The organism is Haloarchaeobius marinus, from assembly GCF_051207415.1.
Lineage (GTDB): Archaea > Halobacteriota > Halobacteria > Halobacteriales > Natrialbaceae > Haloarchaeobius.
In genome coordinates, this window is record NZ_JBPKGD010000004.1 from 55,807 (window position 1) to 79,814 (window position 24,008).

The window sequence follows — 24,008 nt, forward strand, 5'->3', positions numbered from 1 at the left end:
AGCAGACCGACTGCGACGACGGTCGACCTGGGTTCGGTCCCCGACGGTGCGACCGTGGCGGTGGCGACGAAGGACCTCCTCGAACTGGTCCGCGAGGCCGCCACGCTCGACGGCCGGGTCGACCGACCGCCCGGACCGGACGTACGACGACGCCACGTCGTTCCTCGACGGCGTCGGATACGCCGTGACTGTGGAGGGTTCGAACTCGTCTGCGAGGAGTAAGGGTTTTGTCCCCGGACGGAGCACGTTCACGCGTGCATTCTCCGGGTGGTAGCTGCTGCACCGCGCAGTGCTGACACCGGTCGCCGCACGTCACGCGGCGGAGAACCCATGACACGAACGACGGGCGGCGACTCGGCCGCCAGAGACGCACTCGAATCGCACTTCGACAGCTACGAGGTTCGCGGACTGCTGCACGAAGTTCCGCCACACCGGACGTACGAGGTGACCGTCGACGGGACGCGCAGTGTCTGCAAGGTCGCGACCGGGCCCCAGGGCGATCCGGCGACCGAGGCCCGCGTCCTCCAGTTCGTCGACCGGGAGACGGCGGTCCAGGTCCCCGACGTCCTCGCCGTCGGTCGGGACCACTTCGTCGCGCGCTGGCACGACGGGGTCCCGCAGTCGGCAAGCCTCGACGACGCGACGGCCCGGACGATGGGTGCCGGACTGGCGACCCTGCACGGGGAGACGACCGCCGCCGTCGATAGCTACGGGCGGTTCGTCGGCAGCACGGTCGACGCCGACGGGACGCTCGGGCCCGGCCTCGGCGTCGAGACGCACGACGACTGGGTCGACGCGGTCTGTGCCCACCTCGCCGACGTCGGGGACTACCTCGACCGCGTCGGCCACGGCGACGTGGCCCGGGCGACCGTCGACTGCCTGCGCGAACGGCCGGCCCTCCTCGACGGCACGGGCGAACCCGTCCTCTGCCACGGGAACTACCTGCCCGACCACGTCGGGACGGCCGACGGGCGGGTGACCTGCGTCATCGACTTCGAGCACGCGCTCTGTGGCCCACCGTCGTACGACGTCTGGCGAACGCTGCTCCCGCTCCGTTCGGACGCAGGCGACTGCGCGGCCGGGGCGTTCCGGGCGGGGTACGAGTCCGTCCGCCCGCTTTCGGACGGGTTCGACCGACGGGCACGGGTGTACGAGGCCGTCCTGACCGTCTCGTACCTACGGAGCCTCTACCTGCAGGACCAGCACGACGCCGAGACGACCCGCGAACGCGCCGAGTGGATGCGCGAGTTCGTCTTCGACGCGCTCGACGAACTGGCCGGACCGTCGTAGGAGGAAGGGGCAACCACCGCCGGTGGCGAATCCGACTTTACGACGGGGCCGGAACGTCAGCCCGCGTCTACTTTCCATCGCGGTTCCCTCGGCCCCCCGCCGGGGGCTCTCGCCGACGGACCCTCCCCCACCAGTCGCGATGTCCGGCGACCCACCGGTAGAGGGGTTCCCGGACCGACCGTCGCACGTCCTCGGGGAGCACCCGGAACGCCGTCACCGCGAATCGTTCCGGCGAGTCGAGGCGGGCCAGCACCTCCTCGGTGGCCGCACCGCAGGAGTACACCCGGTCGCCGACGAGCAGGTGCACGCACTCCTCGTAGTTCGGTGGCAGTCGGGCCCGTTGCTCGTCGGTGAGGTCCGAGAACCCGACGACGTCGAACGCGCCCCGGGCGAGGGCGTACTCGGCGCACCACGTACAGAACCCGCAGTCGTCGTCGTAGACGATGGTGGGGCGCTGTTCCATACGTGACGGTAGGCGGGCGTGCGTCAAGAAAGGACGGACGGGTCAGGTGAACCGGCCGGTCTCCGCCCCGCACTCGACGCAGACGGTGAGCAGGGCGTCGCGCTCCTCGGTCGGCCTGATGTCCTGTTCGGTCCGTTCGCCGCACCGTGGACACTCCCGGACCATGTGCAGTTCGCCGGGGTCCTGGGGCGCGCCGATGGCGAGCACGACGGCGCGCTCGTCGTGCTCGTTGGTGCCGAGCTGTGACTCGCCCGGGCCGAACCGGACGACGTCGCCGGCGGCGACGGGCACGTCGTCGCCCTCCGTCTCGAACGTGACGGTGCCGGACTGGACGTAGAACACCTCCTCCTGGTCCTCGTGGCTGTGGTAGCCGAAGCCGAGGCTGTCGCCGGGGGCGAGTTCGTAGTAGTTGATGGCGAGGTCCGTCGTGCCGAGGGGCTTCGTCAGGGAGCGCTTCACGTCGGCCGGACCCATCCACGAGTCCACCGCGTCGATGGTCACCTTCTCCATGGGTGTGGGTGGACGGGAGCGGGCAAAAAGGGAGGCGACGATTTAGGTATCCCGGGGGCGTCCGGTCGGGCATGAGTGGCCCGTTCGACGTGGAGATTCGCGTCGCAGAGGTGGTCTCGGCGGAACCGTTCCCGGAAGCGAACAAGCCCGAACTCGTGAAACTCGTGCTGGACCTCGGCGACGAGCGGTTGCAGTCGGCCGCCCAGCTCGGCTACCACCACGACGTCGAGGACCTCGTCGGGAGGCAGGTGCTGGCCGCGACGAACCTCGGGTCGGTGCGCATCGCCGGGTTCGAGTCCGAGGCGCTGACCGTCGGCGTGCCCGGCGACGACGGCAACCCGGTGCTGGTCGTCCCGGACGAGGACGTGCCCGTCGGCGGTGACCTGTACTGAGTCGGGGCTGAGTCGGGCGGTAGAGCACGACGGCCCCGCCGTCCGGGGACCGGTCGAAGAACCCGAGACGCTGGGCGTAGCGGACGCTGGAGCGTGGAACACGAACGGACGGGGAAACGAACGAGAAGCGGCGGACCGGGCTACGTTCGGTCGACGTCGACCTTCTCCTTGAGCTGCTGTAGCTCGTCGGCCTCCGCGAGGTCTTCGAGACGGTCGCGGAAGTGCTCTTCACAGAGCCCGACCTTGATGCCGTCGGATTCGGCAGCGAAGGCGGCATCCCGGTCGCAGTAGTGGCACTTCATGCGACCCCCTTGGCGGCGAAGTGATTTGAACGCTACGCTCGCGGACGTTCGCCGTGCCGAACCGTCAGCCGAGGCGTTCGACCACCCGCTGGTACTCCTGGCGTTCGAGGCCGGCGAGGCCGAGGCTGTCGTCGTGGGCGTCGCTCCCGCCGGTGACGAGCAGGTCGTACTCCTCGACGGCACGTGCGACCGGCGACTCGTCCACCTTGTGACCGTACGCGTAGTAGCGCTCGACCGCGGGGAGGTCGGCACAGAGTTCCAGGGCGGACGCGGGGTCGGGGTACCGCAGGGGGTGTGCGAGCGAGAGCAGTCCGCAAGCCTCGTCCAGCACCTCGCGGCCGCGGTCGAACGACGGCACGTCGCGCGGGACGTAGCACGGGCAGTCGTCGCCGATGAGGTGCTCGAAGACGTCGCCGTAGTCGTGGTCGGCGTCCGGGTGGTCGGCGACCGCCCGGGCGACGTGTGGCCGGCCGAGGCCGGACCGACCCTCGATGCCGAGGTCGACGCCGAGGCGGTCCTCCACGCAGTCGATGATGGCCTGTCCGCGCTGCTCACGGTCGGTCTGGACGTGGTCGACCAGTCCGAGCAGGTCGTCGGTCCGGCGGACGCCGTAGCCGAGCAGGTCGACGCGCTGGTCGCCCGCCTCGACGCGGAGTTCGATGCCGTGGACGACGGTGACGCCGTCGCGCTCGGAGACCGGGTCGTCGAGGTCCGGGTGCGGCCGGTCGTGGTCGGTGACGGCGACGACCGAGACGCCGGCCCGGTCGGCAGCGGCCGGCACCTCGTCGACAGTCATCGTCCCGTCCGAGTTCGTCGTGTGGACGTGGAGGTCCGCATACACCATACGCCGCGCTTCGGACGGTGTCGGGAAACGCCTTCCGGACCGGTGTTTTATCACGATTAATGTCTGTAATGGGCCTCAATGCGACCAAGGTCGTTTATGGACAATGTTTATAATTATTGTTCACGTACGACTGGGTATGTTCCGTAACGGAACGGGCGACCGAATCGAAGAGCAGACCTACCCACTGACAGCGACAGAACTCGAGCAGGAACTCGGCGACGCCGAACTCGAACTCCCCGCCTGCACCGAGACCGTCGGCGAGGTCCTCAAGCGACTCGCCTGCGAGGAGACCTTCCACACGCCCGAGGACGTGCGCTACACGCTCTACGGAGGCGTGTCGGACCAGGCCATCGGACGGAAGCAGTACTCCGACCGGGACCCGACCCCGGTGGGCAGTCCCGAGGGTCCCGACGTCGTCTCGTTCTGAAGCCCTCTGACGACCGTCGTCACGCTACCGTTCTCGCCACCTAGAGAAGCGTCATCGCGTTCGACAGGTCCAGCGGGACGTCCCCCTTCTGGTACCCCTCCACCGAGCCGTCGGGCCGGGCACGGTAGACGATCGCCGGCCGGTGGCGCACGTCCGGTCGTTCGCCCCGGAGCGCCGCCCACTGTTCGTCGGTGAAGCTCGAGCAGTCGACGAACAGGACGACGCCCCCGCCGTGGTCCGCGAGTTGCCCGGTCGTCTTGACCTGGGCCGTGTCCCGGACGGCGGCGATGGGACTGTCGGTGCTTCGCCGCGACGGGGGACGCGGCCGGGTGACCTCGACGAGGTAGCTGTCCCCGTCGGGGGCGGTCGCACGGTAGTCGAGGAAGTGCCCGGTCGTCACCTCGATCTCGGGCGTGACCTCGTAGCCCGCGTCGGTGAGTACCTTCGCGGCGACGAACTCGGCGATGGCCGCGCTCATCCGGCCCTGGTCGAGCGTCTGGCTGGTGCCGAGTTTCCCGGCCATCACGTCCCGGTACTCGTCGAGCGTGCCGGGTCGCAGCACGGACTCCAGGAACGACAGCGCCTCCTCCGGGTCCGCGTCGGGGAACCCGCAGGCCCGGTCGTAGAGGAACTCGCGGGTCGTCTCGCGGCCGTCCTTCGACATGAGGACGGTGAGGAAGAACCAGCGGACGTGGGGGTAGTCGTCGAGCCACGGCGACTCGACGGAGAGGTCGGCGATGAGTTCCCGCTGGGCCCACCGGGCGACGGGGTACGGTATCTCGTTCCACTCGGACTTGTCCGTGCGCCAGAGCGCACTCGGCGTCTCGGTGTTGCCGAGCCAGTACGCCACGTCGCCGTCGTAACAGAAGAGCGCGATGTCGCCGTTGTCCATCTCGAACCGCCACGCCTCCCAGCCGTGGGGCGGCTTGTAGTGGGGCGTCTCGAGCTGCGCACCGAGGTTCTCGTCGAGGTCTGCCAGCAGGTCTCGTCGGACCCGACCGTCGTCCCAGCGTTCGGTCGATCGACGAAATCGAAGGGGTCGTGCCACATCGATGGTAGGACCTCGCCTGTTAAACGTCGTTCGGGTCGGCTGTCGTGTCCCATCCTGGACGACTGAATCGGCGATACATTGATATGGGGCAGTCACAAAGTTTGGGTCGGATTGCCATGTCAATGGGTGCCTATGACGAGGAAGAACACGAGCGGCGCGAACAGCAGGCGAGTCGGGTCGACACCGACTTCGACGACGAGCGGACCACGTACCACGGCAGCGTCGAGTACGACTCCGGTGACTCGACCGAGGACCTGCTGAAGCAGTTCGAGGAGATCAAGTCGGATTAATCGGACGGGTTCGACGTGTTCTGCCGACGGATACTGAGTCCCACGGAGAGCGACGTCGCCAGCGTGACGGCGACGACGTGCCCGACGAGCACCGCCGATAGCACCGGCCGACCGAGAACGAACGGGACCAGGAGCAACTGCGCGACGGCGAACCCCAGGTTCAGCAGGTCCGTCTTTGCGAACGCCCAGGACGTCTCCCGGTCGAAGTCGTAGACCCAGGCCCGCCAGATGGCGGTGACCGCCGCCCACCACCCCGTCCCGATGCGGTAGGCGACGTCCCACAGGATGAGCAACATCAGGTAGACGGCGAGGACGGGTGGTTCCGGGCCGAACAGGAAGTCCAGCAGCGTCTCGTCCGTGCGCGCAGGGTCGACGACGAACAGGTGCGTGACGACGGCGATGAACGCCAGCACTCCGAGGACCACCTCGACGCTCGACCCGAACAGGAGTCGACGGTACGGGTCCGGCGTCGGCAGTCGACGGATAGAGTCCCCGAGTCGGAGCATCAACGCGCTGCCGACGGCGGCCAGCGCGACCGCCGCCGTCCCCGCCGGGACCGCAGTCCAGAGGTCGTAGTACCACGCCAGCACGAGCAACGACACCTCGAAGGTGAGCAACTGGATGGTGACCGCGAGCGACTCCGAGATGTCGACCCCGGGGAGCGCACCGACGAAGCTCTCGAACACCCACGTCTCGCCGAACTCCTCGCTCATCCCGTCGCCCCCGTCGGGTCCGGCGCGGCGGGGTCGCGCGAGAGCGCCTTCCGGACTGCCACCTCGAACGGCGTCAGTTCGACGTCGACGTACTCGGTGATGCGGTCGTCGGTGACGACGACGGGGTTCCGGAGGCCGGCGATGAGCGGCCTGGCGACGCCCCGTGGCACGTCGGTCACGATGTCGACCCAGTACGCCGACAGCTCGGGGGTCAGCACCGGAATCGGAAGGACCCGGAGGCGCTGCCCCGTTATCCGGGCCGTGGTCTCGAGCATCTCCCGGTACGTGAGCACCTCCGGCCCACCGATCTCGAACGTCTCGCCGGCCGTCCCGGGGACGTCGAGGACCCCGACGAGGTAGGCGACCACGTCGTCGATAGCGATGGGCTGACACGGCGTCTCCACCCACTGCGGGGTCACCATCACCGGCAGTCGCTTGACGAGCTGGTGGACCATCTGGAAGCTCGCGCTCCCGCTCCCGACGATGATGGCCGCACGGAGCGTCGTCAGGTCGTACGACCCCTCTTCGAGCAGGTGCTCGACCTCGCGACGCGACCGTAGATGTTCCGAGAGCCGGTCGCGTTCCTCGCCCAGCCCACCGAGGTAGACGACGCGGTCGACGCCCGCGGCCGTGGCCGCATCGGCGAACGCCCGGGCGGCGCGTCGGTCGCGGTCCTCGAAGTCCGCCCCGGACCGCATCGAGTGGACGAGATAGTAGGCCGCGTCGACCCCCTCGAACGCCGGCGGCAACGATTCGGGGTCGAGCAGGTCGCCGGCGACGACCGTCACGCCCGCCGGTGGGTCGTACCTGTCGGGATCGCGGACGAGTGCGACTACGTCGTGGCCGGCGTCGCGGAGCGCGGGGACCAGGTGGCCTCCCACGAAGCCGGTCGCCCCGGTGACGAGTACGCGCATGTGTCCACGCACGACGGGGCACCACTTAATCCGTCACCCCGACGAGACCCATGTCACCTCACTCAGACACCGCGTCCCAGCCGGGCGTCCCCGGCGCACCCCGGTCGGCCTCGACCGACCCGGCCGACGGTGCGTCGTCGGCTTCGGTTCCCGCACCGCCGGCGGCGGCCTCCCACTCGTCGATGGCTCGGCCGGCCCACGAGTCGGCCGTCAGCGCCGCCTCCCGGTAGCGCTCGTAGTGTGGTTCGCTGTGGTCGGTCGTCCCCGGTGCAGAGGCCGCCGCCCAGCCGACGAACTCGGCCCGGTCTGCCCGGGTCAGGGTCCGCGACACCGCACGCTCGACGACGCCGGCCAGGTCGGCCGGGCGCGGGTGGACGAACACCTTCTCGCCGAGTGCCTGTGGACCGAGCAACAGGCCGTCGAGCGACTCCGGAGGGCCCCCGTCGAGGAGTCGCTCACCGCCGAACTCGGCCTCGACGCGCTCGCACTCGGTCTCCCGGTCGAGCAGGAGGTTGTGTCCCGGGTACTCGGCGCACTCGTTTGGGTACAGGTCGTCGTCGTGGATGCGACACTGCAGGGTCGCCGGGTCGAGGAACACGCAACTCCGGAGCCAGCGGTCGTCGTCACGCCCGAAGGGTGCGACCGGTTTCGGCGGTTTGCGGAGGCCGACGAAGAACGCCGGCTTGCCGTCGACGGCGGCGACCGTGTGCCCGTCGACGACCGTCCCGTCCCCGTCGGGGGCGAACCAGAGCCTCGCCACGAGCACGTCGCCCAACCCGGCGTCGCAGAATCCCCTGACCTCCTCGCGCGTGAGCGGGACGAGGTTGTAGGTGTCGTCGAGCGGGTCGTGGGGGCCACGCCGCTCGTGGTCGTGTGCACTCGGCCGGTCCGAGAGCGGCCGCCAGTCGATGCAACAGCCAGCACAGCCCTCGCAATCGACGTTCATGCGGGTCCTGTTCGGGGTCGACCAGCAAAAGCGATGGCGTCGCTCCAGTCGATGGCGTCAGTAAACCGGTACGAAGTGGGTCTCTAACCGCACGTTAATTCAGTATATATGACTCTTTTGGCCACCCAAAGACATTCCATCTAGTGGTGAGAAGGCCGGAGTATGGTGGCGGCAGGACGGACGGTGTACTCCGTGTTCAACCGGGAGGTGATAGCCAGTTACGCGTTGCTGGCGTCGCTGATCGCACTGGAACGACTCACGACGCTCCGGGCACTGCAGATACCGGGTGATCTGCTCATGGTCGGCTACGGCGTCGTCGAAACGGTGATTCCGGCGCTCGCGGGCGCCTCGAGGACCGCCTACACGTTCTACGCGCTCTTTGCGGCGTACCTGTACGTGCTCGCGATCGGCGTGGCGTGGCTGGTTCGGCGCACGGGAAAGACCTAACGCCGTCGGGACCCTGAAACGGCACGTGAGCAGAGACCCCTGTGACGGCTGTGGCGCACCCGTCGAGATACGCGGCGGCATCGCCGACCTCTGGACCTTCGCCGACTCCGACGGCGGCGGGATGGCCCTGACGTTCGACGCCGACGGCTCCGAGCACTTCCTCTGTTTCGACTGCATCGACCGCCTGCCGGACGACCCCACCCGGGCAGACGTCGACGCGCTCGACGACCGGGAGCGCTAGCGGTCGTCCGCGTCGGTGACCGGTTTCCCCTCCTCCGTCGGCGGTGCGACGAAGTCGACGAACGCCTCGACCGACGGGTCCGTGACCCGCATCCTGACGTCGATGTCGCCGAGTTCGTCCGGGTTCCCCACGGCGAAGTTGACGACGCCCTCGTACGCCGCCTGCTTCTTCAGCGAGAACTGGATGGTGTCGTCGTCGCGGTTCGAGAGGAACGCCCCTCTCGCGGTGTCGAGTATCGCCTGTTCGTGCAACAGCTCGGAGAAGTGGTCGACCTGGTGGGTCTCGGCGATCAGTTCGCCCGGCGACTCGGACACGGTCGCCTCGGGGAAGATGTTCGTGATGGCGTCGCGCACCCGGTCGGTGACCTCCGTGTCCTTCACCGGGGCCGTTATCTGGACGTCGACGCGGTATATCATCCGCCCACCTCCGACACCGCGTCCGGCCCATCGGCCAGCAGCGCCTCTATCTTCGACCGGAACGCCGACAGGGTGCCCGTGTTGTCGACGACGACGTCCGCCCGGTCCATCGCATCGTCCATGCCGAACCCGCGCTCGCGCTCGTCGCGCTCCCGCAGCGTCTCGCCGCCCTCGTCCTCGCCCTTGTCCCGGCCACGCTCGGCCAGGCGCTCCTTCCGGACCTCGAACGGCGCCTCGATGCTCACGAGGACGAAGTCGTCGCCGAAAGCCGCCTCGAACGCGTCGAGTTCGACGTCCGAGCGCAGTCCGTCGACGAGGACGGTGTCGTGGTCGTCCAGGTGAGACCGGATCAACGGGAGCGAGCGCTGGGCGACGGCGTCGGGGCCGTTCTCCTCGCGCAGGGCCTGTGCGATTCGACCGTGGTGCTCCGCCGGGTCCAGCCCGCGGTCACGACACTCCTGTCGGATGACGTCGCCCATCGTCACGACGGGGACGCCGTGCTCGCGGGCGACGTTCGCCGCCTCCCCCTTCCCGCTGCCGGGCAGGCCGACGGTTCCGATGACGGTCATCGACGATTCGTACTCGTGACGGCGGCTTAACCCCACCGCTCTCCGTCGGCAATCCTTTTCGTGCATCGGCGCCTCTATCCCCGTATGGCGCGCTCGTTCCTCCTCCGTACCGTCTGGTTCCTGCTCGTCGGCTGGTGGCTGACGTTCATCGCCATCAACGTGGCGTGGTTCCTGAACATCACCATCATCGGTATCCCCCTCGGCATCAAGCTCATCAACCGCGTACCCACGCTGCTGACGCTGAAGGAATCCGACCGGCGGTCCGACGTCGACGGCGAGGCGCGAGGCCAGCGGTCCCTGCTCGTCCGGGCCGTCTACTTCGTCTTCGTCGGCTGGTGGTTCAGCCTGCTCTGGGCCAACGTCGCCTGGGCCTTCGCCGTCACCATCCTCGGCCTCCCCATCGCCGTGATCATGTTCAACTACCTGCCGTACGTCACCTCGCTCTACCGGTTCCACGGCTGAGCGACGACGACCAGCGACCCCGTCGCGAACTGCTCGAAGCCCAGTCCCTCCGCCAGCGCGACCGACCACGGACACGCGTCGAGGGTGCGGTACTGCGGCCACAGCCCAGCTCCGAGCGCTCGCTCCGTCGTCGCTGCATGCTCCACCGGACACGCCCCGTGAAAACGCTCCGACCGGTGTGTGCGGCGCTCGCAGGTGTGCCGTCGTCCGTCGAATCCCGACTGCTTTTTTACGAGGGGGTCTTAGCCGGGTGCGAGGGCACGTAGCTCAGCCAGGATAGAGCGTCGGACTTCTAATCCGATGGTCGTGGGTTCGAATCCCATCGTGCTCGCTCACTTCGTTCGCTCGCACGATGTAGTCCCCCTCGCTCGCTTCGCTCGCTCGCGGGACTCCCATCGTGCTCGCTTTCTGCGAGGGTCTCCACAGGTGCGGCCCGGGTCCGGGGAATCCTTTTACCGGCGCCGCCTTTCAGTTGGCCACATGCCCGGACAGGTTAGCCCTCGCAGGGCGATTCGTGCCGTGAAAGCAGGTGGCCCGCCAGCGGTCATCACGGCGGCTATCGGCGTCGGTGCGACCGGGGTCGCCGGCCAGGGTGTCGAGACGGAGACGGCCCCCGTCGCCAGAGGGCTCGCCCAGACCATCGGGGTCGATCCACAGCTGGGGCCTGCCCTGTTGCTGGTCCTCGCCGTCGTCATCCTGGCCGTCGCGCTCGTCGTGCCCGGACTGTTCGACGACGGTCGGTACTAGAACACGCGCCGGGGGCAGAGAGCGGGAGGTCACTCCGCCGGAACGACCCGGTACAGCCCACCGCCGTCGGCCCCGATGCCGAGGGCGTACAGTTCGCCGTCCCGGTCCCGGCCGAACGAGAGGAGTCGCTGGAGGCCGTCACCGGCGACGTCGAGCGTGTCGGTCGGCCAGCGGCCGTCGCCGTCGGGTCTGCTGGCGACGAACAGTCGGCCGTCCGGTCGCAGGTCGCCGAAGACGTACCGGCCGGAGAGGCCGGGTATGGCGCTCCCGCGGTAGACGTAGCCGCCGATGACGCTCGTCCCGCTGACGGTGGCGCCGCTGTGGGGGTACTCGACGATTGGGTCGACGAGGGGTTCGCCGCCGCGGACGTCGGACGGCGTCCGGTCCGGGCAGTCGTCGGTCCGGTAGCAGTGTGTGCCCTCCTTGACGTTCCAGCCGTAGTTGCCGCCCTTCCGGACGAGCGAGACCTCCTCGTAGCGGTTCTGTCCGACGTCGCCGACGAACAGGTCCGACCCGTCGAAGGACATCCGCCAGGGGTTGCGCAGGCCCCACGCGTAGTGCTCGTCGCGGCCAGCCCTGCCGACCAGGGGATTGTCCTCGGGGACGGCGTAGGGGTCGCCACGGTCCACGTCGAGACGGAGGATGCTCCCGAGCAGGTTCTCGGTCACGTCCTGTCCGTTGCCCCCGGCGGTCCGGTCGTACCAGTCGTCGACGTGGCCGGGGCCGCGGTCGCCGCCAGCGCCGCCGTCGCCGACGGCGACGTAGAGGTAGCCGTCGGGGCCGAACGCGAGGTCGCCGGCGTTGTGGTTCGACTGCGGTTCGGGAACCTCCAGGACGGTCCGTTCGGAGTCGCGGTCGGCCCGCAGGCCGTCGTCCCCGACCGAGAACTCTGCGAGGACGAACGTGTGACTGTACGACGAGGGCGTGCCCGACCGACGAGGGGCGCTGTACCGGACGAACAGCCGCCCGTTCTCGGCGAACTCGGGGTGGAGTGCGATGCCGAGCAGGCCCTTCTCCCCGCCGAACTCGACCGAATTTCGGAGGTCGAGGAGCGGGCGGTCGCGGCGGCCGTCGGGGTCGTGGACGTAGACGACGCCGGCCTGGTCGGCGACGTAGCGCCGGTCGGCGTCGGGGTGAACCGCCACGTCGAGGGGTGCCTGCATCCCCACCGTGACGGCCTCCAGTCCGACGGCGGCGGGCACTCCAGGAGGTTCGTCGTCGGTGCCGGTTCCGTCGCCGGTTCCCGGTTCGTCGTCGGTGGGCTGACTGCCGTCGGTTGGTGGACCGCCGCCGGTGGTGACGAGCCCCCCACCGGCGTCCGAACACCCTGCGAGCGCCGTCGTCGACGCTGCGACGGCGGCGAGGAAGCGTCGTCGATTGGCGATGCGCTCCATACTCGACCGTCGGCGGCCAGCGGGAAATAACTCGTCCGACCCGCCCGGGCGAACGACAGCCGTCGGGATGCCGTCGGGCAGAAACCCCAGATTGGGACCTCGTATTCCACATTTCGGGTCGGAAAATCACGAACACTAATAGGATAGCGTCCGCATTGATGGGCCGTGGGGCTCGACGTATGGGTGACGCGCGTGGCGGGGACCGCCGGGGGAACGTGCTGGTCTCGCGTGACGCGCGTCAGGGAGCGGGACCGAGGAGAGCGACATCCGTGTCCGGTCTGGGGGGACCGGACCAGCGCCTCCGTGGACGTTGCCCGAGCGACTTCGGGCCGTCGTGACGCGTGCGATTCCAGGTGAGAGATGATACTCAGCACGGTACTTCACGTCATCTTGCTCGTAGTCTCGACGGTGACGACCGGGGCGCTCGCCGGCTACGCCCACCAGAACCGGGTCGAACCGGGTGCGCGCTCGTTCAGCGTGCTCGCGCTCTCGTTCACGGTCTACTCCGGGGCGCACCTGCTGAGCCTGTTCGCCTATCCCGGACTGCTCGGGATGGGGGACGCGCTCCGCATGGGACTGGAGAACGTCCAGTGGGCCGGTACCGTCTCGATTCCCGTCTTCTGGCTGGCGTTCGCGCTGGAGTACACGGGACACGAGGACCTCCTGACGCGACGGACCCTCGGAGCCGTGTCGGTCGTCCCGGCCGTGACGGCAGTGCTCGTCTGGACCAGCCGATACCAGTCGCTCGTCTGGACGGAGAACGACGTCGTCACGAGGGAGGGCCTGGTCCTGCTCGACCAGACGTTCGGGCCGTGGCTGTGGGGCTTCATGGTGTACGCCTACGTCCTCGTGGCCGTCGGCTCGTTCCTGCTGCTTCGACTCGTCGTCCTCTCCGACTACCTCTACACCGACCAGGCGCTCCTGCTGGTGGTCGGCCTCGCCGTTCCGACCGTCGTCAACGCACTGACCGTCCTCGAGGTGATGCCGGTCGCCGGCGTCGCACTGGACATGACGCCCTACGCCTTCAGCGTCTCCGGCCTCGCCTTCGGCTACGCGGTCTTCCGCCGGCAACTGTTCGACATCGTCCCGGCGACGCGGCGACTGGGGCGACAGGCGGCCATCGCAGACCTGAACGAGGGCGTCGTCATCCTCGACGACGCGTCGCGCGTCGTGTACCTCAACCAGCGCGCCGCGTCCATCCTCGACTGCGACCAGCGGAGTTCGCTCGCGACGCCGGTCACCGACCTCGCGCCCGACGGCGCACTCGACCTCGACCGGGCTACGCTCCCCGCCGAGGTCGCCCTCGGCAGGAGTACGTACGAGGTGCGGAGTTCCACCATCACGGACCGCAACGACGCCGAGATCGGGTACACGTTGATATTCAGCGACGTCACCGAGCGCAAGCGCCGGGAGCGTCGCCTCCGGAGCCAGCGCGTGGAACTGGAGCGGGTGAACCAGTTGAACGACGCCATCCGGGGCGTCAACCAGGTGCTCGTCCGGGCGACGACGCGGACCCAGATAGAGACGTCCGTCTGTGACCGCCTGACGACGACGACCCTGTACGACGGCGCCTGGGTCATCGAGGACGTCGACGTGGGCGACGCTGCCGACGTGGACGTCGTCTCCGGGACGACCCGGCCGGCCGCGCCGACGCCCGACGGGGGAGCGAACGCACGTGACGATTCGCCGGCCGGTGCGCCGACCGTCGACGACGGGTCGCCGTCGACCGACCCGGAACTGCTCGCGGCGCTGGAGGCCCTGAGTGACAACTCGGCCGTCGAAGCGGACCCGACCGTCGTCGACGGCACCGTCGCCTCGACCGACGGCCGGTCGCGTTCGTGGGCGCTGGTCCCGCTGGCGAACGGACCACTCATCCACGGCGTCCTCGTGTTGACGACGCCGCGGGAGGACGCCTTCGGCGTCCAGGAACTCTCCGTCCTCGACGAACTCGGCGATACCATCGGCCACGCCATCAGCACGGTCGAGCGCCGGCAGTTGTTCGTCGCCGAGACCGTCACCGAGGTCGAACTGCTCTGTGCGGAACCCTCGGACGCGCTGGTCGCCATCGCCCGTCAGGCCGAGGCCGACCTCGAGGTGTCGGGCGTCGTCCCCGCCGACGGCAGCGGCGTCCTGCTGTACCTCCACGTGGACGGCGGCGACCCCGACGTCGTCCTCGAGGTGGCCGAGTCGATGCCCGGCGTCGAGAAGGGCCGCGTCACCGAGGAGACGGTCGAACTGGTGCTCGTCGACCGGTCGGTCCTCTTCCCACTGGTCGACCACGGGGCCGTCATCCAGCGGGCGACGGTGTCCGACGGGCGACTCCGCGTCGTCGCCGCCCTCGGACGCGACTCGGACGTGCGCGCGACTGTCGAGGCCGTCCACGACGTCGCCCCGGACACGAGCCTGGTCGCGAAGCGAGAGCGCGAGGGACCCCTGAGCGTCATGGTCGAGGACGACGACGACGACCTGGACGCGCTCACCGACCGCCAGCAGGAGGCCATCGAGGCCGCGTTCCGTGCCGGCTACTTCGAGTGGCCCCGCGACTCGACCGCCGAGGAGGTGGCCGAGGCCATGGGCATCAGCGCCCCGACGTTGCTCGCCCACCTCCGGAAGGCCGAGAATCGGCTGTTCACCGCCTTCTTCGAGGACGAGGACTGAGACGGACCCGCCGCCGCCGACTGCCTACACGGGCACGTTTTTGTCGCCCCCGGATGACTCCCGACCATGGAGTACTTCGAGGACATCGAGGTCGGCGAGACCCGCGAGTACGGGACGTACGTCGTCGACGACGACGAGATAGTGTCGTTCGCCGAGCAGTACGACCCCCAGCCGTTCCACACCGACCCCGAGGCCGCCGCCCGGTCGCTGTTCGGCGGCCTGGTCGCCAGCGGCTGGCACACCGGTGCGATGACCATGCGCCTGCTGGTCGACGGCATCTTCCCGGGGACGGCAGCGATGGGTGCCGTCGGGGTCGACGACCTGCGCTGGCCCAACCCCGTCCGCCCGGGCGACGAACTCCACGTGGAGACCGAGGTGCTGGAGAAGACGGCCGACTACCGACCCGGCGTCGGACTCGTCCGGAGTCGCGTGCAGACGCTCGACGCCGACGGCGAACTGAAACAGACGTTCGTCGGGCGCGTCCTGTACGAGCAACGGTGACGGACCCCGGTAGCGTCTGACCGGGTCGCTGACCTCCGACCCGTCTCCACGGCTCACTCCGTTCGCCGTTCCGATTGGAGGTTCCTCGCTACTTCTCGCGGGTCGCTTCGCTCCCCGCTCGCGTACTGGAGGTTCTGAGCGTAGCGAAGAACCTCCCTACTCCTCGAACCGGAACGTCCCGTCGCGCTGGACGACCTCGCCGTCGACCTCGATGTACGAATCCTCGCTCATGTCGACGATCATGTCGACGTGAACGGCGGACTGGTTCTGCTCGTTGCCCTCGCCGACGGTGTCGTCGTAGGCGCGGCCCAGCGCCATGTGGACGGTGTCGCCCATCTTCTCGTCGAACAGCATGTTGTACGTGAACCGGTCGATGTCCCGGTTCATCCCGATGCCCAGTTCGCCCAGACGACGCGCGCCCTCGTCGGTGTCGAGCACCTCGTCGAGGACACCCTCGTTCTTCTCGGCGCTGTGTTCGACGACCGCACCGCCCTCGAAGACGAGGCGGACGTCGGTGACCTCGCGGCCGTGGTGGTACAGCGGCTTGTCGAACAGCACCTCGCCCTCGACCGAGTCGGGGACCGGTGCGGTGAACACCTCGCCACCGGGCATGTTGTGCTTGCCCACGTCGTTCAGGGTCACGTTCCCCTTCACCGACATCGTGACGTCGGTGGTCTCGCCGGAGACGATGTGGACCTCGTCGGCGCCGTCGAGTATCTCGACCATCTGCTCCTGGAACTCGCCCTGCTCGTCCCAGTCCTTGTTGACGGCGTCCCAGACGAAGTTCTCGTAACCCTCGGTGGACATCTCGGCCAACTGGGCGTTCGCCGGGGCCGGGTACTGTGTGAGTACCCAGCGCTTCGAGAGCCGTTCGTCCAGCAACGGTCGACGAGCCTTGTCGTACTCGCTGGTCACCTTCGGGTCCACGTCCGACGTCTCCGTCGCGTTCGCGCCCGCCCGGATGGCGACGTAGACGTCCATCTCCTCGAACAGCGCCATCTCGTGGCTCGGTAGGTCGAAGTCGGTGTCCTCGCTGTTTCGCAGGTACGCCCGTCGGTAGCGCGACCCGGTGCGCTGGCTGACTGCGAGGGGGTTCGCACCGACGTCGGCGCACTGTTCGAACAGCGCCGTCACGAGGTCCTCGGCGACCGGATGCGCGTCGATGACCACGTTGTCACCCGGCTGGAGTTCGGCCGAGTGGTTGGCGACGATCTGTGCGTGTTCCCGAACTCGTGGATCCATACCGGATAGTGGCGACGGTGCTCGGTTAGCCGTTTCGATGCAGAAGACGCGTCAGACTCGACCGCGACTCACAGTGCGGGCGACCAGTCGTCGATCCGGTCGGCGTAGGGGACGAACTTCTCGTGGGAATCGTGCCTGAACACGCCGAGGATGGTCTGGTCGAGTTTCTGCAGGTAGGTGTAGAACTCGCCCGCCTCCTCTGCGTCGTGGACCATCCCGGCGGCGTGCCGGAGTTCGTACTGGCCAGCGACGAAGATGGCCGTCTCCGTGTCCGGGTCGCGGTACTCGACGACGAGGAACGCGTTGCCGTCGACCTCTCGCCGGTAGACCTCGTACTCCGGGAAGTCCTTGCCCTCGAAGGCGTCGGTGAACTCCTCGCCGTGGTTCGACGGCACCACGAACACCAGTCCGAAGCGGTCGTCGTCCTCGTCGCCCGCGTCGCGGTTCTGGGGTGCGGTGTTGCCCGCCATCACGGTGACCGTCTCCCAGCCCTCCTCGGCCCGTTCCTCGGCCAGCGCGTCCAGTTCCTCGAGCGTCCGCTCCCACGCACCCGTGAGCACGTCCGCGTTGTTCGCGATTCGTTCGGCGTAGTCCTCTTCCTGTCCACTGTTCGGCACGTCTGGCATACGTGGACACAGGAAACGAAGCCGGATAAGGGTATCTCACCGCGTCAGCCAGCGACGGCCGGCCTACCCCGGCACGCCGAAGACGAACTCCATGGTCGCCGACGTGGCGAGCATCAACAGCGCCGCGAGGAACAACTTCGCGTGCGGCGTGAACCGGTCGTCGACGGCCACGTCGACCCACCGCATCGGCGGGAGCACGTCGACGAGACGCTCGAACCGGGTCAGCGACCTGGAGCCGACCGTTCCCGACGCCTTCCTGTGCCGGTCGTCGCCAGCGGTCGTGAACGACTGCGACTGGTCGTCGGACGACCCCGGCGGCGGCGGTCGTAGCTGGAGCGACGCGTACGCGAGCAGGGCGAACCCGAACCAGAACAGGACGTACTTGGTCCCGGTGAGCGTGCCTCGCGCGGACAGTTCGAAGAACGCAGAGACGCCTACCACGACCGCGACGAACACCGCCGCGTACGACAGCGCGTCCAGGCTCTTGCGCCCGAGCCGGAGAGCGCCGACGACTTCCGGTGGCGGGTCGTCACTCATCCGTCACTGTTTGAGGTTCTCGAACTCCCTCGACGGGTCCTCGTAGCCGTCGACGTGTCGGTGACAGAAACTCGTCCGACCGTCGTCGCTGACGACGTAGTGCTTCGGCTTGCTCGTGTCACAGACGCTCCCGAACTGCTCGAAGAGGTACTGCCGAGCCTTGTTGTCGTGGCCCTGCTCGATGTAGCTCGCCGCCTCGCGCAGGTCCTCGGCCACCTCGTTCGGCACGTTGACGTCGCCGAACAGTTCGTCGGTGATCTCGGTCACGTCGGAGAACCGGGTGCTCCGGCCGAGGAGTTCCCTGGCGCGGTCCGTGAGCGACCGGTCGGCACGGGACCGCTCGCGGACGACCTCGCGGAACACCTCGATGCGCTGCCAGACCTCGTCCTCGACGTACTGGTACTCGTCCGGCCGTATCTTCACCGGACAGCGCGTGCTGAACGGACACCCGACCGGCGGGTCGCGCGGGCTCGGCGGCGTCCCGCGCAGGGTGATGCGGTCCTTGTTCGCGGTCGGGTCCGGTTCCGGAATCGCCGACAGGAGCGAGTAGGTGTACGGGTTCCCGGGGTACTCGAACAGCCCCTCCGTGGGGCCGATCTCCATGATGTTGCCCAGGTACATGACCGCGACGCGGTCACAGATGTGCCGGACGACGCTCAGGTCGTGTGCAATGAACAGGTACGTGAGTCCGAACTCGTTCTGGAGGTCCTCCAGCAGGTTCAGGATCTTCGCCTGCACCGAGACGTCCAGCGCCGACACCGGTTCGTCGAGCACCAGGAAGTCCGGTTCGAGCGCGAGCGAACGGGCGATACCGATGCGCTGGCGCTGCCCGCCGGAGAACTGGTGTGGGTACCGGAAGTAGTGCTCCGGACGAAGCCCGACCGTCTCCAGCAGGTCGCGGACGCGCTGTCTGCGCTCCTGGGGCGTCTTCCAGCCGTGGACGTCCAGCGGTTCGCGGACGATCTCGCCGACCGTCATCCGGTCGTTCAGGCTCGATTCGGGGTCCTGGAAGACGATGCCGAGTTGCTTGCCACGGAGCTTCTTCAGCGCTCGTGGCGGGGCGGCGGTGACGTCGATGAACCCTCGCTCGACGGAGTAGACGCCGTTCTCGATGCGCCCTTCCTCGAGGAAGACGAAGTCGCTCTCGTCGAACAGGCCGAGTTGCGGACCGAAGCCCTGGTCGACGAGGTGCGGGACGTCCACGCGCGTCTGGGCGACGAAGTCGACCGCGTCGATGTCGCTCGGACCGACGTCCTCGTACCCCTGGTCGGGGGCGACCGCCTTGGGCTGGACGCCGTCGGCGAACAGTTTCGTCACCAGGTCGACCGTGTCGTTGTCGGCGTACACCTCGCGCAGGTCGACCGTACGGCGGGTGAAGGTGTTCGCCATCTCCTCTACGACGTCGGGCTTCTGGAACCGACTGACGCCCGAGGTCGCGTCCTCGAGCTGGACGAGCGTCCGACCGAGGGTGGACTTGCCACACCCGGACTCGCCGACGAGGCCGAGCGTCTCTCCCTTCTCGATGTCGAACGAGACCCCGTCGACCGCCTTCACCGGCTGGTCGTCGATGAGCCCGCCGCCGGGATAGTACGTCTTCAGGTTTCGCACCGATATCATCGGCTCGGTCTGTGCAGTCGACTGGGGCTGGGAGATCACTTGCTTGCTCATTCTCTGGTCCCTCCTTTCGCCTTGTGTATCTCGATTGCCTCTGTCTGCGGTACGTCCTGCGGATACAGCAGGCACGCCGCGACGTGGTCGTCGTCGGCGGAGGCCACCGACACCGATTCGGGGTGGACGGCCTGGCACTCGGCGAACGCCTTCGGACACCGGGGGGCGAACCGGCAGTACGTCGCCTCCTCGTTCGGCGTCGGGACGTCGCCCTCGATGGTCGTGAGGCGGTCGCCCTCCTGCCGACCGGGGATGGACGACAGCAGTCCCTGCGTGTAGGGGTGTTTCGGGTTTCCGAACACCTCTTCGACGTCCGCCGTCTCGACGACCTCGCCGGCGTACATCACGTTCACGCGGTCTGCGACGTCCGCGATGACGCCCATGTCGTGGGTGATGAACATGATGGAGAGCCCACGGTCGTCCTGCAGGTCCTGCAGGAGTTCCAGAATCTGGGCCTGGATGGTCACGTCGAGCGCCGTCGTCGGCTCGTCGCAGATGAGCAGCTCCGGTTCGCACGCGAGCGCCATCGCGATGACGGCACGCTGGCGCATCCCGCCGGAGAACTGGTGCGGGTACTCGCGCACGCGGCGACGCGCGTCGGGGATGCCGACCGATTCGAGGAGCTGGATGGCCTCCTCGGTCGCCTCGTTGCCGCGGAGCCCCTGGTGGAGCTGGAGCGCCTCCTCTATCTGGTTCCCGACCGTGTAGACCGGGTTCAGCGACGTGAGGGGATCCTGGAACACCATCGCGATGTTCCCGCCGCGCAGGCGGCGCAGTTCGCGCTGGCCTGCACGGGTGACGTCGACGTAGCCGCGGTCGACGCGGACGCCGTCGTCGCCGGTGACGCCCTCCTCGACGAAGACGAAGTCGTCGGACGCGATGAGGTTGAGGCGGTCGGCGTAGCCGGATGCGATGACGTCGTCCCACTGGACCGCCCCGTCGGCGACCATCTCGTTGGGGTTGACCTGTTCGGCCGGCAGGTCCGCGTACCTCGGGTCCTCCGTCAGTTCGCTGGGCTGTGCGCCGTGCTGGTCCATCGCGTCGCGGACCACTTCGGCGAGGTCGGCCCGTCCTTCGAGCGTCGCGATGTCGACCGTCTTGCTCGTGTACGTGTTGGCGAAGCGTTCGACCGTGTCGGGGTCACGGAACTGGATGGAACTCCCCTGGAGCACGCGGCCGGGGCTCTCGACCAGTCCCATGATGGACCGGGCGGTGACGGACTTGCCCGACCCGGACTCGCCGACGATGCCGACCGTCTCGCCCTGCTCGATGTCGAAGTTGACGCCGTCGACCGCGCGGATGACCTCCTTGTCGGTGAAGAAGGAGGTCTGCAGGTTCTTGATGCGGAGGATGGGGTCCTCGCGCTGGGTCTGCATCGACATCACCCACCACCCCCTGCGGCCGCGGTCTCGTCAGCACTCGCCCCGCCAGCCTGCGGGTCGATGGCGTCGCGCACGCCGTCGCCGAACGCGTTGAAACCGGTGACGACGAGGACGACCATCACGCCCGGAATCGTGGAGATGTGCCACGAGACCGTGGTCACGTGCTGCCGACCGATGTCGACCGCACGCCCCCACTCGGGCGTCGGCGGACTCACGCCGAGGCTGAGGAACGACAGTGCGGCGACGCTGATGATGATGCCGCCGAGCGTGAGCGAACCGTAGACGAGCAGGTAGCCCGCGACGTACGGAAGCATGTGCTTTCGCATCGTCGCCGAGGGTCGCTGCCCGTAGGATTTGGCCGCGTCGATCCACTCCTGCTCGGAGACCTGCAGTGCGGGGCCACGGATGGCGCGCCAGAGCCCCGGCCAGCCGATGGCCGCGAAGACCAGCGCCAGCAACAGCCCGCCGCTGTAGACCGACGATATCGGGTGGTTCTCGAAGACGACGGACACCAGTATCAGTACCAGGAGTCCCGGTAACGCCTGCACCGAGTCACTGCCGACCACGACGACGAGGTCGGTGAGTCCCTTGTAGTACGCCGTCACCATCGCCAGCGCGCTAGCGACGAAGCCACTCAACAGGATGGACAACAGGCCGATGAACAGCGAGACGCGTGCCCCGTCGGCCATGAACGTGAACAGGTCCTTCCCGTTCGTCATCGTCCCGATGGGGTGGAACCGCCCGTGGTCGTCGTAGCTGAGCAGGCCGTAGTTGGCGTCGGGCGTCCCCTCGGAGCGACTCGCGATGTTCGCCGACCCGTGGGTGACGTTCTCGACGGTTCCCTGTTCAGTGACGTACTGGAACTCGTGTCCGTACGGGTTGTAGATGTTCGCCGCCGTCGTCGTCGGGCCGAGGGCGGGCGCGAACATCGCCATCACCAGGAACCCGAACACGATGACGAAGCCGAACAGTCCCCAGTAGTGAGAGCTCAGGCGGTCGACCATGTCGTCGCGGGGCGTCCAGTCCGCGTAGCGGTAGTGGCGACGGAACGTCTTGTAGCCGAACCAGACCCAGAGGAGCCAGACGAACGAGTAGGTGTAGATCGCGAAGACGCGGATGGCCCACGCGTAGGCGGGTGCCAGCCCGAGGAAGGTGTCGTGGAACGGGCCGATGGCGATGCGAACGCCGAGTATCTCGCTCCCCGGCGGGTACTGCGACTCCGCACCGGCCGGCGGGTTGAACCCGCTGTTGGGCATGACGTCACGGGAGAGCAACGTCGGAACGTTCGCCGTTATCCAGTCCGCGATGCCCGCCATCGTCTGGGCGAACCCGTGGATGAGCTGTGCGAGCGACGGTTCGCCGATGAGCGGCAGGGCCGGCAGGACCGAGAGCGGTTCGTACAGCAGGACGACCCACAGCACGGCCAGCACGACGCCGATGATGAAGCGTTCGAGGAAGTCGACCGATATCGGCAGGTCCTCGAGACCGAGCTTCTCGACGATGCTGAAGGGCACGAACGCCGCCTTGACGAGCACGGAGAAGATGGCGAGGACGACGACCGCGCCGAGTGCGGACATCACCGTCCCGCCGGCGACGCCGAGCGTGTTGTACATCTGGTCGACGTACCAGGTTCCGACGTCCTTGCTCCCGCCGATGAGCGGGTTGACCTGGTCTCCGAAGAGGACGAGTCCATCGACGAGCGCGCTGAACTCGAACACGAGCAGGAACAGCGCACCGGCGAGCCAGATGAGCGCAGGCTCCGGATGCGCGACGATTCGGTCCCGTAGCGTCTCGGATTCGGTTGGCTGACTCATATTATTCGTACCCCACTCGCGGGTCGATGAGCGTGTACAGGAAGTCCTGCATGATGTTCATGAATACCAGTACGAGGATGAAGATGTACATCAGCGAGCCGACCAGGGGCATGTCGCCCTGGATGGCCGCCTGGAGGAACAGGTAGCCGATGCCGTTGATGGCGAAAATCTGTTCCAGGATGACGGAGCCGCCGATGAGGAGGAACGCCTCGTTGAGGATGATGGGCACCAGTGGAATCAGGGCGTTCCGGAAGACGTGCTTCCAGACGATCTTCTGCCGGGAGAGACCCTTGGCGCGAGCGGTCTCGACGTAGTTGGAGTTGATGGTCTCCAGGACCGCGGTCCGTCCCAGGCGCATCTCGTTCCCCATCGACGCGGACCCGAGGACGATGGCCGGCGGGAGGACCATCTTCACCGCCTGCAGGAACATGGTCGTGTCGAACTCGAACAGCGAGATGGTCGTCCCACCGATGCTGAACAGTTCCATCCCGTTGGGGTCGTAGAAGTCCAGCGGCGGTGGCGTCGTGACCTTCGTCTCGACGAACAGCGTCTGCCACTCGACCTCGACGAGCCCGAGCGTGAGCATCGACGTGTAGTCCTGCGACTGGCTCAGCACGGACAGCAGGATGACGCCGAGCCAGAAGTTCGGCATGGCACGCCAGACGATACCGCCGAACGACGCGAAGTAGTCGCTCAGCGTGTTGGGGTTCAGACCGGCGTAAAAGCCCAGCGGGATGCCGATGAACAGCGGGATGAGCACCGACCAGAAACCCAGCCAGAGGGTCCGGGGCGCGTGCTGGACGATGAGCGTCATCGCCTTCGTATCCTGCTGTATCACGTACGAGTTACCGAGGTCGAACGTGAGCAGCCCGAACATGTAGTCCCAGTACTGCTCCCACAGCGGCTGGTCGAGGCCGAGCATGGCCTCGACCCGTTCGTACTGGGACGGGGGGACCTGTTGCCCGAGGATCGCTGCGACCGGGTCGAGTGGACCCAGTCGTAGAATCATGAACGTAATCGTCGTGCCGAACAATACCACAGGGATTGCCAGAAGGAGCCTGCGGGCGAAGTACCCCCACCTGCTCATAGCACTTCCCTCCGGTGATCCACTTCCATCACCATTGTTCTACTGATAGTGTATTTTGCACCCATGGTTATGTCT

General features: G+C 67.8%; 30 protein-coding genes and 1 tRNA gene. 12 read left to right on the forward strand and 19 right to left on the reverse strand.

Annotated features, from left to right (window positions below):
- Positions 1 to 54: 54 nt before the first annotated feature.
- Together ACSC1W_RS15225 and ACSC1W_RS15230 are read left to right on the forward strand one after the other, a co-directional pair.
- Positions 55 to 222, forward strand: a complete 168-nt coding sequence (locus ACSC1W_RS15225; RefSeq protein WP_435348408.1) for a hypothetical protein — start codon at positions 55 to 57, stop codon at positions 220 to 222.
- Positions 223 to 330: 108 nt separating this feature from the next.
- Positions 331 to 1,290: a phosphotransferase family protein gene (locus tag ACSC1W_RS15230; RefSeq protein ID WP_435348409.1), complete on the forward strand. Its 960-nt coding sequence runs from the start codon at positions 331 to 333 to the stop codon at positions 1,288 to 1,290.
- 67 nt (positions 1,291 to 1,357) lie between these two features.
- On the opposite strand, the gene ACSC1W_RS15235 is transcribed toward ACSC1W_RS15230, so the two are convergent.
- Both ACSC1W_RS15235 and ACSC1W_RS15240 read right to left on the reverse strand, forming a co-directional pair.
- Positions 1,358 to 1,753 carry a thiol-disulfide oxidoreductase DCC family protein gene (locus ACSC1W_RS15235; protein ID WP_435348410.1) on the reverse strand — a complete coding sequence of 132 codons (396 nt, stop codon included), beginning with the start codon at positions 1,751 to 1,753 and terminating at the stop codon, positions 1,358 to 1,360.
- A 42-nt stretch (positions 1,754 to 1,795) separates the two neighbouring features.
- A complete protein-coding gene (locus ACSC1W_RS15240; protein ID WP_435348411.1) occupies positions 1,796 to 2,263 on the reverse strand; it encodes a cupin domain-containing protein in 468 nt (155 codons plus the stop codon).
- Positions 2,264 to 2,334: 71 nt separating this feature from the next.
- On the opposite strand from ACSC1W_RS15240, the gene ACSC1W_RS15245 reads away from it, so the two are divergent.
- Positions 2,335 to 2,655: a tRNA-binding protein gene (locus ACSC1W_RS15245; protein ID WP_435348412.1), complete on the forward strand. Its 321-nt coding sequence runs from the start codon at positions 2,335 to 2,337 to the stop codon at positions 2,653 to 2,655.
- Positions 2,656 to 2,795: 140 nt separating this feature from the next.
- Here the strand turns inward: ACSC1W_RS15245 and ACSC1W_RS15250 are convergent, their stop codons facing one another.
- Positions 2,796 to 2,957 (reverse strand): DUF6757 family protein, encoded by a 162-nt coding sequence (locus ACSC1W_RS15250; RefSeq protein ID WP_435348413.1) that lies wholly within the window; start codon positions 2,955 to 2,957, stop codon positions 2,796 to 2,798.
- Positions 2,958 to 3,021: 64 nt separating this feature from the next.
- Positions 3,022 to 3,801, reverse strand: a complete 780-nt coding sequence (locus tag ACSC1W_RS15255) for a PHP domain-containing protein (protein WP_435348414.1) — start codon at positions 3,799 to 3,801, stop codon at positions 3,022 to 3,024.
- A gap of 136 nt (positions 3,802 to 3,937) precedes the next feature.
- Between ACSC1W_RS15255 and ACSC1W_RS15260 the strand changes: the two genes are divergently transcribed.
- Positions 3,938 to 4,228 carry a DUF5789 family protein gene (locus ACSC1W_RS15260; RefSeq protein ID WP_435348416.1) on the forward strand — a complete coding sequence of 97 codons (291 nt, stop codon included), beginning with the start codon at positions 3,938 to 3,940 and terminating at the stop codon, positions 4,226 to 4,228.
- 40 nt (positions 4,229 to 4,268) lie between these two features.
- Here ACSC1W_RS15260 and ACSC1W_RS15265 read toward each other — a convergent pair whose 3' ends face one another.
- Positions 4,269 to 5,276 (reverse strand): DUF5784 family protein, encoded by a 1,008-nt coding sequence (locus ACSC1W_RS15265; RefSeq protein ID WP_435348417.1) that lies wholly within the window; start codon positions 5,274 to 5,276, stop codon positions 4,269 to 4,271.
- Positions 5,277 to 5,395: 119 nt separating this feature from the next.
- Between ACSC1W_RS15265 and ACSC1W_RS15270 the strand changes: the two genes are divergently transcribed.
- Positions 5,396 to 5,569 carry a DUF5786 family protein gene (locus ACSC1W_RS15270; RefSeq protein WP_435348418.1) on the forward strand — a complete coding sequence of 58 codons (174 nt, stop codon included), beginning with the start codon at positions 5,396 to 5,398 and terminating at the stop codon, positions 5,567 to 5,569.
- Here the strand turns inward: ACSC1W_RS15270 and ACSC1W_RS15275 are convergent.
- Genes ACSC1W_RS15275 through ACSC1W_RS15285 form a run of 3 tightly spaced genes read right to left on the reverse strand, consistent with a single transcriptional unit; the run spans position 5,566 to position 8,142 of the window.
- Positions 5,566 to 6,282: a DUF7530 family protein gene (locus ACSC1W_RS15275; protein ID WP_435348419.1), complete on the reverse strand. Its 717-nt coding sequence runs from the start codon at positions 6,280 to 6,282 to the stop codon at positions 5,566 to 5,568. The genes ACSC1W_RS15270 and ACSC1W_RS15275 overlap by 4 nt on opposite strands.
- Positions 6,279 to 7,196, reverse strand: a complete 918-nt coding sequence (locus ACSC1W_RS15280; protein ID WP_435348420.1) for an NAD(P)H-binding protein — start codon at positions 7,194 to 7,196, stop codon at positions 6,279 to 6,281. The genes ACSC1W_RS15275 and ACSC1W_RS15280 overlap by 4 nt, the downstream gene beginning before the upstream one ends.
- 58 nt (positions 7,197 to 7,254) lie before the next feature.
- Positions 7,255 to 8,142 (reverse strand): YkgJ family cysteine cluster protein, encoded by an 888-nt coding sequence (locus ACSC1W_RS15285; protein ID WP_435348421.1) that lies wholly within the window; start codon positions 8,140 to 8,142, stop codon positions 7,255 to 7,257.
- 162 nt (positions 8,143 to 8,304) lie between these two features.
- Between ACSC1W_RS15285 and ACSC1W_RS15290 the strand changes: the two genes are divergently transcribed.
- Together ACSC1W_RS15290 and ACSC1W_RS15295 are read left to right on the forward strand one after the other, a co-directional pair.
- On the forward strand, positions 8,305 to 8,589 hold the full coding sequence (locus ACSC1W_RS15290; RefSeq protein ID WP_435348422.1) for a hypothetical protein: 285 nt from the start codon (positions 8,305 to 8,307) through the stop codon (positions 8,587 to 8,589).
- A 25-nt stretch (positions 8,590 to 8,614) separates the two neighbouring features.
- Positions 8,615 to 8,830, forward strand: coding sequence for a DUF7561 family protein (locus ACSC1W_RS15295; protein WP_435348423.1), 216 nt, complete (start codon positions 8,615 to 8,617; stop codon positions 8,828 to 8,830).
- Here the strand turns inward: ACSC1W_RS15295 and ACSC1W_RS15300 are convergent.
- Both ACSC1W_RS15300 and ACSC1W_RS15305 read right to left on the reverse strand, forming a co-directional pair.
- The gene (locus tag ACSC1W_RS15300; RefSeq protein ID WP_435348424.1) at positions 8,827 to 9,246 is read right to left on the reverse strand and encodes an RNA-binding domain-containing protein; all 420 of its coding nucleotides are present in this window, start codon (positions 9,244 to 9,246) and stop codon (positions 8,827 to 8,829) included. The two genes, ACSC1W_RS15295 and ACSC1W_RS15300, sit on opposite strands and share 4 nt — an antisense overlap.
- Positions 9,243 to 9,815 (reverse strand): AAA family ATPase, encoded by a 573-nt coding sequence (locus ACSC1W_RS15305; protein WP_435348425.1) that lies wholly within the window; start codon positions 9,813 to 9,815, stop codon positions 9,243 to 9,245. The genes ACSC1W_RS15300 and ACSC1W_RS15305 overlap by 4 nt, the downstream gene beginning before the upstream one ends.
- Positions 9,816 to 9,899: 84 nt before the next feature.
- On the opposite strand from ACSC1W_RS15305, the gene ACSC1W_RS15310 reads away from it, so the two are divergent.
- Positions 9,900 to 10,277 carry a YccF domain-containing protein gene (locus ACSC1W_RS15310; RefSeq protein WP_435348427.1) on the forward strand — a complete coding sequence of 126 codons (378 nt, stop codon included), beginning with the start codon at positions 9,900 to 9,902 and terminating at the stop codon, positions 10,275 to 10,277.
- On the opposite strand, the gene ACSC1W_RS15315 is transcribed toward ACSC1W_RS15310, so the two are convergent.
- Positions 10,259 to 10,423 carry a hypothetical protein gene (locus tag ACSC1W_RS15315; RefSeq protein ID WP_435348428.1) on the reverse strand — a complete coding sequence of 55 codons (165 nt, stop codon included), beginning with the start codon at positions 10,421 to 10,423 and terminating at the stop codon, positions 10,259 to 10,261. The two genes, ACSC1W_RS15310 and ACSC1W_RS15315, sit on opposite strands and share 19 nt — an antisense overlap.
- A 110-nt stretch (positions 10,424 to 10,533) precedes the next feature.
- Between ACSC1W_RS15315 and ACSC1W_RS15320 the strand changes: the two genes are divergently transcribed.
- Together ACSC1W_RS15320 and ACSC1W_RS15325 are read left to right on the forward strand one after the other, a co-directional pair.
- Positions 10,534 to 10,608: transfer RNA gene (locus ACSC1W_RS15320), tRNA-Arg, on the forward strand.
- A 149-nt stretch (positions 10,609 to 10,757) separates the two neighbouring features.
- Positions 10,758 to 11,024, forward strand: coding sequence for a hypothetical protein (locus tag ACSC1W_RS15325; protein WP_435348429.1), 267 nt, complete (start codon positions 10,758 to 10,760; stop codon positions 11,022 to 11,024).
- A 29-nt stretch (positions 11,025 to 11,053) separates the two neighbouring features.
- Here the strand turns inward: ACSC1W_RS15325 and ACSC1W_RS15330 are convergent, their stop codons facing one another.
- Positions 11,054 to 12,418, reverse strand: a complete 1,365-nt coding sequence (locus tag ACSC1W_RS15330; protein WP_435348430.1) for a PQQ-dependent sugar dehydrogenase — start codon at positions 12,416 to 12,418, stop codon at positions 11,054 to 11,056.
- Between the two features lie 360 nt (positions 12,419 to 12,778).
- On the opposite strand from ACSC1W_RS15330, the gene ACSC1W_RS15335 reads away from it, so the two are divergent.
- Positions 12,779 to 15,076 (forward strand): histidine kinase N-terminal 7TM domain-containing protein, encoded by a 2,298-nt coding sequence (locus tag ACSC1W_RS15335; protein WP_435348431.1) that lies wholly within the window; start codon positions 12,779 to 12,781, stop codon positions 15,074 to 15,076.
- A 66-nt stretch (positions 15,077 to 15,142) separates the two neighbouring features.
- On the forward strand, positions 15,143 to 15,577 hold the full coding sequence (locus ACSC1W_RS15340; RefSeq protein ID WP_435348432.1) for a MaoC family dehydratase: 435 nt from the start codon (positions 15,143 to 15,145) through the stop codon (positions 15,575 to 15,577).
- Positions 15,578 to 15,733: 156 nt separating this feature from the next.
- On the opposite strand, the gene ACSC1W_RS15345 is transcribed toward ACSC1W_RS15340, so the two are convergent.
- From ACSC1W_RS15345 to ACSC1W_RS15375, 7 genes are all read right to left on the reverse strand, one after another.
- The gene (locus tag ACSC1W_RS15345; protein WP_435348433.1) at positions 15,734 to 16,819 is read right to left on the reverse strand and encodes an aminopeptidase; all 1,086 of its coding nucleotides are present in this window, start codon (positions 16,817 to 16,819) and stop codon (positions 15,734 to 15,736) included.
- Between the two features lie 68 nt (positions 16,820 to 16,887).
- A complete protein-coding gene (locus ACSC1W_RS15350; RefSeq protein WP_435348434.1) occupies positions 16,888 to 17,445 on the reverse strand; it encodes a DUF7529 family protein in 558 nt (185 codons plus the stop codon).
- 63 nt (positions 17,446 to 17,508) lie between these two features.
- Positions 17,509 to 17,982: a DUF7555 family protein gene (locus ACSC1W_RS15355; RefSeq protein ID WP_435348435.1), complete on the reverse strand. Its 474-nt coding sequence runs from the start codon at positions 17,980 to 17,982 to the stop codon at positions 17,509 to 17,511.
- A gap of 3 nt (positions 17,983 to 17,985) precedes the next feature.
- The gene (locus ACSC1W_RS15360; protein ID WP_435348436.1) at positions 17,986 to 19,650 is read right to left on the reverse strand and encodes an ABC transporter ATP-binding protein; all 1,665 of its coding nucleotides are present in this window, start codon (positions 19,648 to 19,650) and stop codon (positions 17,986 to 17,988) included.
- Entirely contained in the window at positions 19,647 to 21,032 is a 1,386-nt protein-coding gene (locus ACSC1W_RS15365) for an oligopeptide/dipeptide ABC transporter ATP-binding protein (protein WP_435348438.1), read from the reverse strand. Before ACSC1W_RS15365 ends, ACSC1W_RS15360 begins: the two co-directional genes overlap by 4 nt.
- On the reverse strand, positions 21,032 to 22,846 hold the full coding sequence (locus ACSC1W_RS15370; protein ID WP_435348439.1) for an ABC transporter permease: 1,815 nt from the start codon (positions 22,844 to 22,846) through the stop codon (positions 21,032 to 21,034). The genes ACSC1W_RS15365 and ACSC1W_RS15370 overlap by 1 nt, the downstream gene beginning before the upstream one ends.
- A 1-nt stretch (position 22,847) precedes the next feature.
- On the reverse strand, positions 22,848 to 23,933 hold the full coding sequence (locus ACSC1W_RS15375; protein WP_435348441.1) for an ABC transporter permease: 1,086 nt from the start codon (positions 23,931 to 23,933) through the stop codon (positions 22,848 to 22,850).
- Positions 23,934 to 24,008 lie beyond the last annotated feature (75 nt).

Coding starts and splice junctions, on each gene's coding strand:
- ACSC1W_RS15260 (WP_435348416.1), top strand. CDS start 3,938: ATGTTCCGTAACGGAACGGGCGACCGAATCGAAGAGCAGACCTACCCA.
- ACSC1W_RS15350 (WP_435348434.1), bottom strand. CDS start 17,445: ATGCCAGACGTGCCGAACAGTGGACAGGAAGAGGACTACGCCGAACGA.
- ACSC1W_RS15230 (WP_435348409.1), top strand. CDS start 331: ATGACACGAACGACGGGCGGCGACTCGGCCGCCAGAGACGCACTCGAA.
- ACSC1W_RS15290 (WP_435348422.1), top strand. CDS start 8,305: ATGGTGGCGGCAGGACGGACGGTGTACTCCGTGTTCAACCGGGAGGTG.
- ACSC1W_RS15280 (WP_435348420.1), bottom strand. CDS start 7,196: ATGCGCGTACTCGTCACCGGGGCGACCGGCTTCGTGGGAGGCCACCTG.
- ACSC1W_RS15335 (WP_435348431.1), top strand. CDS start 12,779: ATGATACTCAGCACGGTACTTCACGTCATCTTGCTCGTAGTCTCGACG.
- ACSC1W_RS15240 (WP_435348411.1), bottom strand. CDS start 2,263: ATGGAGAAGGTGACCATCGACGCGGTGGACTCGTGGATGGGTCCGGCC.
- ACSC1W_RS15375 (WP_435348441.1), bottom strand. CDS start 23,933: ATGAGCAGGTGGGGGTACTTCGCCCGCAGGCTCCTTCTGGCAATCCCT.
- ACSC1W_RS15300 (WP_435348424.1), bottom strand. CDS start 9,246: ATGATATACCGCGTCGACGTCCAGATAACGGCCCCGGTGAAGGACACG.
- ACSC1W_RS15235 (WP_435348410.1), bottom strand. CDS start 1,753: ATGGAACAGCGCCCCACCATCGTCTACGACGACGACTGCGGGTTCTGT.
- ACSC1W_RS15340 (WP_435348432.1), top strand. CDS start 15,143: ATGGAGTACTTCGAGGACATCGAGGTCGGCGAGACCCGCGAGTACGGG.
- ACSC1W_RS15255 (WP_435348414.1), bottom strand. CDS start 3,801: ATGGTGTATGCGGACCTCCACGTCCACACGACGAACTCGGACGGGACG.
- ACSC1W_RS15275 (WP_435348419.1), bottom strand. CDS start 6,282: ATGAGCGAGGAGTTCGGCGAGACGTGGGTGTTCGAGAGCTTCGTCGGT.
- ACSC1W_RS15345 (WP_435348433.1), bottom strand. CDS start 16,819: ATGGATCCACGAGTTCGGGAACACGCACAGATCGTCGCCAACCACTCG.
- ACSC1W_RS15250 (WP_435348413.1), bottom strand. CDS start 2,957: ATGAAGTGCCACTACTGCGACCGGGATGCCGCCTTCGCTGCCGAATCC.
- ACSC1W_RS15270 (WP_435348418.1), top strand. CDS start 5,396: ATGTCAATGGGTGCCTATGACGAGGAAGAACACGAGCGGCGCGAACAG.
- ACSC1W_RS15365 (WP_435348438.1), bottom strand. CDS start 21,032: ATGTCGATGCAGACCCAGCGCGAGGACCCCATCCTCCGCATCAAGAAC.
- ACSC1W_RS15325 (WP_435348429.1), top strand. CDS start 10,758: ATGCCCGGACAGGTTAGCCCTCGCAGGGCGATTCGTGCCGTGAAAGCA.
- ACSC1W_RS15310 (WP_435348427.1), top strand. CDS start 9,900: ATGGCGCGCTCGTTCCTCCTCCGTACCGTCTGGTTCCTGCTCGTCGGC.
- ACSC1W_RS15355 (WP_435348435.1), bottom strand. CDS start 17,982: ATGAGTGACGACCCGCCACCGGAAGTCGTCGGCGCTCTCCGGCTCGGG.
- ACSC1W_RS15285 (WP_435348421.1), bottom strand. CDS start 8,142: ATGAACGTCGATTGCGAGGGCTGTGCTGGCTGTTGCATCGACTGGCGG.
- ACSC1W_RS15305 (WP_435348425.1), bottom strand. CDS start 9,815: ATGACCGTCATCGGAACCGTCGGCCTGCCCGGCAGCGGGAAGGGGGAG.
- ACSC1W_RS15330 (WP_435348430.1), bottom strand. CDS start 12,418: ATGGAGCGCATCGCCAATCGACGACGCTTCCTCGCCGCCGTCGCAGCG.
- ACSC1W_RS15245 (WP_435348412.1), top strand. CDS start 2,335: ATGAGTGGCCCGTTCGACGTGGAGATTCGCGTCGCAGAGGTGGTCTCG.
- ACSC1W_RS15360 (WP_435348436.1), bottom strand. CDS start 19,650: ATGAGCAAGCAAGTGATCTCCCAGCCCCAGTCGACTGCACAGACCGAG.
- ACSC1W_RS15370 (WP_435348439.1), bottom strand. CDS start 22,846: ATGAGTCAGCCAACCGAATCCGAGACGCTACGGGACCGAATCGTCGCG.